Annotated in this window: 6 protein-coding genes; 2 read left to right on the top strand and 4 right to left on the bottom strand. The window is 46.3% G+C overall.

Annotated elements, in window-relative coordinates; translation table 11 throughout:
- Window positions 1–64: 64 nt before the first annotated feature.
- The 4 genes from lpdA to trxB form a co-directional block, all read right to left on the bottom strand.
- Complete coding sequence (lpdA, locus tag ABW391_RS25555; RefSeq protein ID WP_353484743.1) at window positions 65–1,462, bottom strand: dihydrolipoyl dehydrogenase; 1,398 nt, start codon at window positions 1,460–1,462, stop codon at window positions 65–67.
- Window positions 1,463–1,905: 443 nt separating this feature from the next.
- Window positions 1,906–2,412 (bottom strand): hypothetical protein, encoded by a 507-nt coding sequence (locus ABW391_RS25550; RefSeq protein WP_353484742.1) that lies wholly within the window; start codon window positions 2,410–2,412, stop codon window positions 1,906–1,908.
- Between the two features lie 101 nt (window positions 2,413–2,513).
- Window positions 2,514–3,599 (bottom strand): class II fructose-bisphosphate aldolase, encoded by a 1,086-nt coding sequence (fbaA, locus tag ABW391_RS25545; RefSeq protein WP_353484741.1) that lies wholly within the window; start codon window positions 3,597–3,599, stop codon window positions 2,514–2,516.
- A 93-nt stretch (window positions 3,600–3,692) separates the two neighbouring features.
- A complete protein-coding gene (trxB, locus tag ABW391_RS25540) occupies window positions 3,693–4,637 on the bottom strand; it encodes a thioredoxin-disulfide reductase (RefSeq protein WP_353484740.1) in 945 nt (314 codons plus the stop codon).
- Between the two features lie 389 nt (window positions 4,638–5,026).
- Between trxB and ABW391_RS25535 the strand changes: the two genes are divergently transcribed.
- Both ABW391_RS25535 and ABW391_RS25530 read left to right on the top strand, forming a co-directional pair.
- Window positions 5,027–6,541, top strand: coding sequence for a S8 family peptidase (locus ABW391_RS25535; RefSeq protein WP_353484739.1), 1,515 nt, complete (start codon window positions 5,027–5,029; stop codon window positions 6,539–6,541).
- A 456-nt stretch (window positions 6,542–6,997) separates the two neighbouring features.
- Window positions 6,998–9,154 (top strand): ferredoxin-like domain-containing protein, encoded by a 2,157-nt coding sequence (locus tag ABW391_RS25530; RefSeq protein ID WP_353484738.1) that lies wholly within the window; start codon window positions 6,998–7,000, stop codon window positions 9,152–9,154.
- Window positions 9,155–9,189 lie beyond the last annotated feature (35 nt).

The following is a 9,189-nucleotide window of genomic DNA, read 5'->3' as shown; positions in this document are numbered from 1 at the left end:
GTACGGGCACCCACGTAGGAGCGCGGTACGGGCACCCACGTAGGGGTGCCCGTACCGCGGATTATCAGATGTGAATCACCTCTCCATACGCAGCAGCAGCAGCTTCCATAACCGCTTCGCTCATGGTAGGGTGGGGGTGAACGGATTTGATGATTTCGTGGCCAGTGGTTTCCAGCTTGCGTGCCGTAATCACTTCTGCAATCAGCTCGGTTACATTCTGGCCGATCATGTGGGCGCCCAGGAATTCACCGTATTTGGCATCAAAAATGACTTTCACAAAACCGGTTTTGTCACCTGCTGCGCTGGCTTTGCCTGAGGCGCTAAAAGGAAACTTGCCAACTTTGATGTCGTAACCTTTCTCTTTGGCAGCCTGCTCCGTCAAGCCCACTGAGGCCACTTCAGGCACACAATAGGTACAAGAAGGAATGTTGCCATAATCCAGGGGTTCGGGATGATGCCCAGTAATGTTTTCCACACAGATGATGCCTTCTGCGCTGGCTACGTGCGCCAATGCAGGGCCTGGGGTAACGTCGCCAATCGCATAAATCCCGGCCACATTGGTGCGGTAGAATTCATCTACCTGAATCAATCCGCGCTCCATTTGAATGCCTAGCGCTTCCAGGCCGATGTTTTCGACGTTGGCGGCTACTCCAGCTGCTGATAGGACGACATCGCATTTGATTTCTTCCTGGTTTCCTGTTTTGCGGTCTTTTACTTTGACGATACAGCCTTTGCCGCTGGTGTCTACGCTTTCCACGGCCCAGTTGCCCAGTACCCGGATACCTTTCTTGGCATAAACCTTGCCCAGCTCTTTGGAAATGTCGCTGTCTTCACGGGGCAACAGGCCTTGCTCCATGAATTCTACAATGGTTACTTCGGTGCCGATGGCATTGTATACATACGCAAATTCAACCCCGATGGCACCTGCACCGATTACAACCATGCTTTTTGGTTGTGTTTCGAGCACCATGGCCTTGCGGTATTCGATCACTTTTTCGCCATCGATGGGTACATTTGGCAGCCCCTTTGCACGGCCACCCGTAGCGATGATGATGGAAGTTGCGGTGTATAGCGTTTTTTTGCCCTCTGCATCGGTTACTTCCACTTCTTTGTTGGTAGTCAACGCGCCATGACCATTGATGACGGTGATTTTATTTTTCTTCATCAGAAAATTCACCCCTTTGCTCATGCCATCGGCTACACCGCGGCTTCGCTTCACGATGCTTTCCCAATCTGCCTTGGCACTGCCTACTTTGATGCCATAGTCTTCGGCATGTTGGATGTATTCAAAAACCTGGGCGCTTTTGATGAGGGCTTTGGTCGGAATGCAACCCCAGTTGAGGCAAATTCCGCCCAATGATTCACGTTCGACTACGGCTACCTTCAAACCCAATTGAGAGGCGCGAATGGCTGCTACATAGCCACCCGGTCCGCTGCCTATAACGATAAGATCAAAATTCATGATGACAGGTTGATTGATTTAAAGAGCATTTGACATGTGCAAGCAGCTAAATGGTGCGCTTGCGCCCCGCGAAGATAGCTACTTAGCAGTATTTACAAAACAAAAACTCCGCTGACCTGGTTGGGTAGCGGAGCGAATTTACTAACTTACTGATACTAAATATCTTGAAATCAGTTCCCCGGTTCAATTGGAAACCGTTGTGAAATCATGGTTGTATCTTTCATGTGATCAAAAGTAGAAAAAGCTGAATAGGGAATCAAATTTTTCTAATGCAAATTTGTCAGTTCATGATTTGGTAAACCCTATCATTTTTTTGATTAAAACACTAACATTCAATCTTTTATAATTTATTAAAACTGACAATGAAAAAATTAATTTGCACGATTTACAAACCAAAGCACTGAACTTCAATGCTTTAATGTTTTCGACGAACGATAAAGCCACTAGGAAGAAAAATTGGAGAGTACAATGATCAGGTAAACCCCGTCATTGCTGGAAATTCGGTCAATTTTGGTGTAAAATCCGCCCTGAAGGGGAACCGTTTCCGCTAGCCGAATTGCTGCTTTTTTTTCTCGGATCATCATTACCCAATTGCCCAATGGCATGAGTTGGGGATCAAGGACTGCCAAAGCTGCCAAATTCAAAATGGCCTGATCCGTCCAAAAAGCGGGATTGTTGGTATTTGGAGTGTTTTTCAATTCAAAGCGAAATTCCTGGCGGATTTTTTCGCAACCACTTTGCAGGATTGTCAGGGTTTTACCGTTCGCAAAACGGACAAATTCTTCGCTATCACTGCCTTTTGTTTCAAATTTATGCTCGGCAATCCCTTTCATGTCCACGCGAAGCATTGCTTGCGGCTTGGTTTTACAATCATTTTCAGTGCCTTGCCCATTTTGGCAGGCATTCAGGACAATCAGTAAAAATACCAGGTAGAAGGCAGTGCGAATCATAAATAAGAATACTAAAAGATGAATGATGAAATGACAAATAATGAACGAAGAAAACTCCATTCATCATTCGTTATTTCACCATTCATTATTCATCTTTCTAATTAAATGTTGCGGTTGATGCAGTTCAAATCTTCGAATGCAACTTTCAACCGAGCAATCAAGGTCTTTTCGCCTTCGCGCAGCCACACGCGTGGATCGTAATGTTTCTTGTTGGGTTTATCGTCGCCCTCTGGATTGCCAATCTGGCCTTGCAGGTATCCTTCGTTTTTCACGTAGTAATTCTTTACGCCTTCCCAGTATGCCCATTGGATGTCCGTATCGATGTTCATTTTGATGGCACCGTATTCAATCGCTTCGCGGATTTCGGCACGAGAAGAACCCGATCCACCGTGGAATACGAAGTTCACCGGGGTATCTCCATCCAGCTTGTATTTTGCTTTAATAAAATCCTGAGAATTTTTCAGAATTTTTGGCGTCAATTTAACATTGCCAGGCTTGTATACCCCGTGTACGTTGCCAAAAGCGGCAGCGATGGTGAAGTTTGGACTTACCGCCTTCAGGTTTTCGTAGGCGTAAGCTACTTCTTCCGGTTGGGTATAGAGTTTGGAATCGTCTACGTCAGAGTTGTCCACGCCATCTTCTTCACCGCCGGTTACACCCAATTCGATTTCGAGGGTCATCCCCATTTTCGTCATGCGCTTGAGGTATTCCACACAAATTTCGATGTTTTCGTGCAGCGGCTCTTCCGACAAATCGAGCATGTGAGAGCTGTACAAAGGTACACCATGTTGTGCGAAATGTTTTTCACTGGCGTCCAACAGGCCATCTACCCAGGGCAAAATACTTTTTGCGCAGTGGTCAGTGTGCAGAATGACCGGAATACCATAAGCCTCTGCAACCTGATGTACGTGCATTGCGCCAGAAATACCGCCAATAATCGATGCTTTTTGATCTGTATTGCTGAGCCCTTTTCCGGCAAAAAAGGATGCCCCTCCGTTGGAAAACTGGATGATGACTGGAGAATTAACGTCACGGGCAGTTTCCAAAACTGCATTGACAGAGTTGGTACCAATTACGTTGACCGCAGGCAACGCAAAGTTGTTTTCGTTGGCGTAATTGAGCAGCTCGGTTACTTCTTCTCCAAAGAGTACCCCGGCGCGAAAACGGCTCGCAGTAGCTGTTGACATGTTTTATTGTTTAGGTTGTTCTTTATGTATAGAGTTTAGGTTTTGGGTTCATATTCCTTATTGTCAAAGGAATATGAGCTCAAAATCTAAAACTTAAATGACTCCTTTCTCCGCCAAATACCTTTCCGAATCCAGCGCAGCCATACAGCCAGTACCTGCTGCGGTAACTGCCTGACGGTAAACGTTGTCCTGGGCATCGCCACAGGCAAAAACGCCTTCTATGTTGGTTAGGGTGCGGCCAGGAACGGTTTTCAGGTAGCCCGTTTCGTCCATGTCCAGCCAACTTTTGAAAATATCGGTATTGGGCTGGTGGCCGATGGCTACAAAAAATCCTTTGGCAGGTATGACGGTGGTTTCACCCGTCTTGTTGTTGAGTATTTTAACGCCTTCAACCTCGGTTTCACCAAGTACTTCTTGCGTTTCTGAGTTCCAATGTACGACGATATTGGGGGTATTCAGTACTCTATCCTGCATAATTTTTGAAGCACGCAGTTGATCACGGCGTACAATCAGGTTTACTTTAGGGCAAAGTTTGGACAAATAAGTTGCTTCTTCGGCAGCAGTATCTCCACCGCCAACTACCACCACTTCTTGGCCACGGTAGAAAAAGCCATCACAAACCGCGCAGGCAGAAACGCCTTTGCTCCAGAGCCTTTTTTCAGATTCAAGCCCCAGCCATTTGGCGCTGGCACCAGTAGCGATGATCACCGCATCGGCATGTATTTCCTGGTCGCTTTCGGTCCAAATTTTATGCACAGGGCCGCTGAAATCCACTTTATTGATCAGTTCATAGCGGATTTGGGTGCCAAAACGTTCGGCTTGTTTGCGAAAATCTTCCATCATTTCAGGCCCCATGATGCCGTTGGGATAACCCGGATAGTTTTCTACATCATTGGTGATCATCAATTGACCTCCAGGGTCTTTCCCTGTAAAAAGTACGGGTTTCATGTTCGCTCTTGCCGCATAAACCGCGGCAGAGTATCCGGCTGGTCCCGACCCGATGATAACACAGTGCAGGTGTTCTGCTGAAGTTGCCATTAGTATTTTTTTTGTCCGAAAGCGGAATTGTGCGCAAATTTAATCAAGGTCTTAATATTTAGTGCCCCGTCCACTAAATAATACACACTTCTAGCTGGCTATTTTTAAGCTATGCTTCCTTGCTCATCAGTCACGTAGCTAATGCTATGCTTCTTCTTCGCGCCTAGCCTAGCTCAAAAATAGCTCACCCATAATTATGCATTATTTAGTGGCCGGGACACTAGACTGTAATTTTCATCACAGACTCGCCATAAAGAACAAAGCGGATTCAGTTTGGGTTGAAAAAAATGGATTTATCCAGTCAGAATGTCCGTTGAGCGAATAATCTGCTTGGGTACTGGCATCCTATGCTGGAAAAGCTTAAATTTCCCCAAAATAAATCGACTCTTATGATCACTGTATATGGTCTTAGTTTTATCGTGGCGTTTGTAGCGCTGGCATTGTGGTTTGCCCTCAAACGCGAGTTGGCCGAAAAGTACTTTGGCAACCTGATGTTTTTGGCTTTGATTTTGTACGCAGCCAGTATGGTAACCGTTTCTGCACCAACTGTCTACAAATTTCAAACCGTTTTTCGCGACATGCTTTTTCTGGGGGTCTTCGGGGCCATTTTTAGCCGATTGGCGGGTTGGAGCAAGGGTTTTTGGTTGGGAATGATTTTGTCGTTGGTAGCACTGTTTTGGTTTTATCGCCAATTTGTAAGCACTACTTTCCCTTACCATACGTCTATTCCGCTGGACACCAAAGGCGAAATCTTGCTGGAATTGAAAAAAGGCCATCGGATTATCGAATTGAAAAATATTTTTGAACGCAATAACCTGACTTTTAACCAGGCTTTTCAGCCCCAGCATAAGGAGTTTACCGAATTGGACAACTATTATGTAGTGGACATTCCTGGAGATGGATCAAAAAAAGTGGTCAAAATCCTGCACAGGCTGCAACATTCCTGGGCGGTATCCTGGGCTGAAGAGAATGAACTCATTCAGGTCGAACCGTTTAAAACCGGAAACCTACCTGCCCGCTTGCCTTCCAAATTTGGCATTAATGACCCAGGTGTAGTCAATCTTTGGGCTTTTGAGCGCATGCAAATGGATAAATTGTACGATTACCTGGATCAAAACCGCGTTCAACCCGTACGCAAAGCCCTCATCGCTATCCTAGACACCGGCGTTGACAAAAATCACGAAGACATCAAATCCAATTTCAAATCCATCGATGCCGCTTCCGATTCCGACCTGAAAGGACACGGTACGCATTGTGCCGGAATCGCCGGAGCAGTTTCCAACAATGGGGTAGGGGTCGCTTCTTACTCGCGCGACAATCGCTTTACCACCTTGACCAGTGTCAAAGTACTTGGTGACCAGGGCTATGGTACCCAACAAGGCATCATCAGTGGCATCATCAAAGCTGCGGATGCCGGTGCGGATGTGATCTCCATGTCTTTGGGAGGACCCAGCAACCAAACCCGCCAAAGGGCCTATGACAAAGCAGTGAAATACGCCAATAAGCTGGGCGCAATCGTAGTTGTAGCTGCCGGAAATTCCAACCGTAATGCCAGTGATTTTAGCCCGGTCAATTCCAAAGGTGTAATTGGCGTTTCGGCAGTAGATTCCGACTTAAATCGTGCCGAATTTTCAAACTATGTGCAGGACTTACCATTGGGCGTAGCAGCTCCCGGGGTAGGCATTTATTCCACCATACCCAACAACCGTTACGAGACCTACAACGGCACCTCGATGGCGACTCCTTATGTAGCTGGTTTGCTGGGCTTGATGAAAAGCATCAAACCCGGTTTGACTACCGAAGAAGCATACAAAATCCTGAACGAATCAGGTATGGATACCCGCAATTCCAAATTGACTGGAAAATTCATTCAGCCTTTGGATGCAGTCAAGCGCTTAAAGTAAATTATGTAATCAAAAAAGTTAAACAACTTTCAAATCAAGTACTTTTTTACCTAAAAATGTAGAATTAAAGGAACATATGAAAATATGTTCCTTTATTTTGACATCAAAAAAATGATAAAAATTTCTTGAAATAATTGTTTGAGAAAAAAAATGCTCCTATACTTGCATTGTGAAATCAAGCCTAATGCAATCCGAAAAGGATTTAAAAGGCATTAAACACAGAACCATGCTTGTATTTTCTCTTCCTCTGCGCTCCACTCAAGCTTCACAAGTTGCTTGTTGTTGTGCATGCTGTTGCAGCCGATCAGCAGGGGTATAGCTTATCTGAACTTTCAGTCCTTTAGCATACATAAAAGCCCTGCCGGATCATACTCGACAGGGCTTTTTTTAATCCAAACCCACGGAAAGTACGCCAATTGAGCGATCAAAACGTGGAATAGACACAAACCACTGACCATGAGCAATTACGAATTTGACTTTTCCAGCGTAAGCCCAGTAGATCAGAAAGACATCCAGGAATTGGAGCGCCGGATTGGTGATTTTCAGCGGGGTAAGGAAGATACCGAACGCTTTCGCCTTTATCGCCTTACCCGTGGGGTGTACGGCCAACGCCAGGAAGGTGTGCAAATGTTTCGTTTGAAACTGCCATATGGTCGGGTAAATTCAGCTCAACTGGCACGCATTGCGGATGTATCAGACCGCTACGCAACTGGCAACCTCCACATCACCACCCGCCAAAACGTGCAATTGCACTATGTCAAATTGGCAAACTCCCCCAAGGTTTGGAATGAACTGGCTCAAATGAACCTGACTGCCCGCGAAGCTTGCGGCAATACCGTTCGCAACTTTACCGCGTCACCTACTGCGGGGATTGATCCACAAGAACCATTTGATGTTTCACCATATGCTGAAGCATCGTTTCAATATTTTCTGCGCAACCCAATCTGCCAAGAAATGGGCCGCAAAATCAAAATTGCATTCTCTTCCAGCGAAGCGGATTCTGCTTTCACTTATTTCCACGATTACGGGTTTATTCCCAAAATCCAAACCGTTGATGGCGTTGAACAGCGCGGATTCAAGGTTTTGGTGGGGGGTGGATTAGGCGCTCAGGCCATTACTGGGGTACTGGCTTACGACTTTTTGCCTGAAGATCAGATCATTCCTTTCATGGAAGCTGGTTTGCGGGTTTTTGATCGCCACGGTGAGCGCGAAAAACGCATGAAAGCCCGGATGAAGTTTCTGATCCAAAAACTGGGTTTTGAGGCGTGGATGGAATTGGTGAAACAAGAGTGGAAAGCCCTTAAAAATATATCGGTTGCCATCGATCGCAACCTCGTACCCGAAGAAGCGCCACTTGGTCAGGGCATTGTGCCAGCCGATGTGAAGCCATTAGATGAGCACTGGTACAACGAGTGGTTGCGCACCAATACTTTTGAGCAAAAGCAAAAAGGGTACTTCGGCGTCTATGTAAGGATAGTATTGGGCGACTTGCCTTCTGAAAAAGCGCGCAAACTCGCGGCAGTCATTAAAGATTACGCTGCCGATGATATTCGCTTCACCGTCAATCAAGGTTTGTTGTTGAAATTTATTCGCCCGGAAGCACTGCCTTTTTGGTTCAATAAGTTGCACGAATTGGGTCTGGCGCTTCCTGGTGCAGATTCCACTGCAGACATCACAGCTTGCCCCGGTACCGACACTTGTGCCTTGGGGGTTACGAACAGCACTGGACTTTCCAAAATTTTGGAAGAACTGATTCGGGAAGAGTATCCCGACATGATCGACGAGAAGTTTTTTAAGATTAAAATAAGTGGTTGTATGAACGCTTGCGGCCAGCACATGGCTGCAAACCTGGGTTTCCACGGCAGTTCATTCAAACATGGGGAATTGGTTATTCCAGCTATGCAGGTCGTTTTAGGCGGTGGAGTTGCGCCAGATGGACGTGGCTTCATCGCCGATAAGATCGTCAAAGTGCCTACCAAGCGCATCCCGGATGTGGTAAGGTATGTATTTGACGATTTTGAAAAGAATGGATTAGAAGGCGAATACTACAACGATTATTTCTTGCGCCTTGGTGAAAAACATTTCTATGCTTTGCTGAAACCATTGGCAGATCTCAAAACCTTGACCCAGGAAGAGTATTTTGACTGGGGTCAAGATCGCATGTACAAACAGGAAATCGGAGTAGGGGAGTGTGCCGCAGTAATTTTGGACATGGTTGGGGTCATTTTGAAAGACGCCATGGACAAAATTGTAGCAGCCCGCGAAACCCTTGCCCAATCGGAATGGTCTGACGCCATCTATTCCAGTTATGCCGCTTTTGTGATTGCTGCCAAGGCAATGTTGCTGAGCAAAGACATCAAGTGCAACACCCAAAGAGGCGTTATCGATGATTTTCAAACGCACTTTGTTGAAAGTGGAGAGTTTACCGAAGTTGGCAACTTTACCGAGCTGGTACTGCAAATCAACCAGTACGAACCAGAAGAAAACTTTGCTACCGACTACTTTGCACAAGCCGAAAGCTTTGTCCGGTCGGTGATCAACATCCGGGAAGCAAAGCTAGTAGAAAGCAACGGTATCGATAAAAAAGTGGTAGGCGACTACTACCGCGCGTAAGGGCGACCCTACGTGGTCGCCCTCGCCCGTAAGGG

Origin of the sequence: Haliscomenobacter sp. (genome assembly GCF_040403615.1) — a bacterium.
GTDB lineage: Bacteria > Bacteroidota > Bacteroidia > Chitinophagales > Saprospiraceae > Haliscomenobacter.
The sequence above is the reverse complement of the archived record's forward strand: the minus strand, read 5'-3'. Positions and strand labels throughout refer to the sequence as shown.